This window comes from Streptomyces hazeniae, assembly GCF_031845485.1.
GTDB lineage: Bacteria > Actinomycetota > Actinomycetes > Streptomycetales > Streptomycetaceae > Streptomyces > Streptomyces hazeniae.
Genome location: NZ_JAVREQ010000240.1, coordinates 1 through 401 on the forward strand (window position 1 = coordinate 1; position 401 = coordinate 401).

At 64.8% G+C, this 401-nt stretch carries 1 pseudogene; it reads right to left on the bottom strand.

Annotation, left to right across the window (positions count from 1 at the left end):
• Positions 1-214: pseudogene (locus RM572_RS29525) on the bottom strand (hypothetical protein); the annotation flags it as partial.
• Positions 215-401: the final 187 nt, after the last annotated feature.

The window sequence follows — 401 nt, forward strand, 5'->3', positions numbered from 1 at the left end:
GCGGCACGGCGAGTGCGTCGACCAATTCGTGGACGCAGCGCTGGGACTGTTGCAGCTGCAGGACGATGGCGATCCGCAGCGGCGCGGCCAGCGCACGCAGCAGCTCGCCTGCGGTGTCGAGGACCTCACGCGACGGCATTTCCGACGCCGGGGCGGCGTTGTGCTCGTGGGCGTCGTCGTGTTGATTTACCGTGATATTGGAAATCGTTTCCATTACCGGCCAGAATACATGCGCGATGTTGCATGTCAACCGCCCCCGCGGTCGCGGCGGATTATCGCCGGCGGCGGGCTGGTCGCTACGCTGATGCACCGTGGCATCCATCATCGATACCGTTGCGAACCTGGCGAAACGCCGTGGCCTGGTCTTCCAGTCCGGTGAGATCTACGGCGGCACCAAGTCC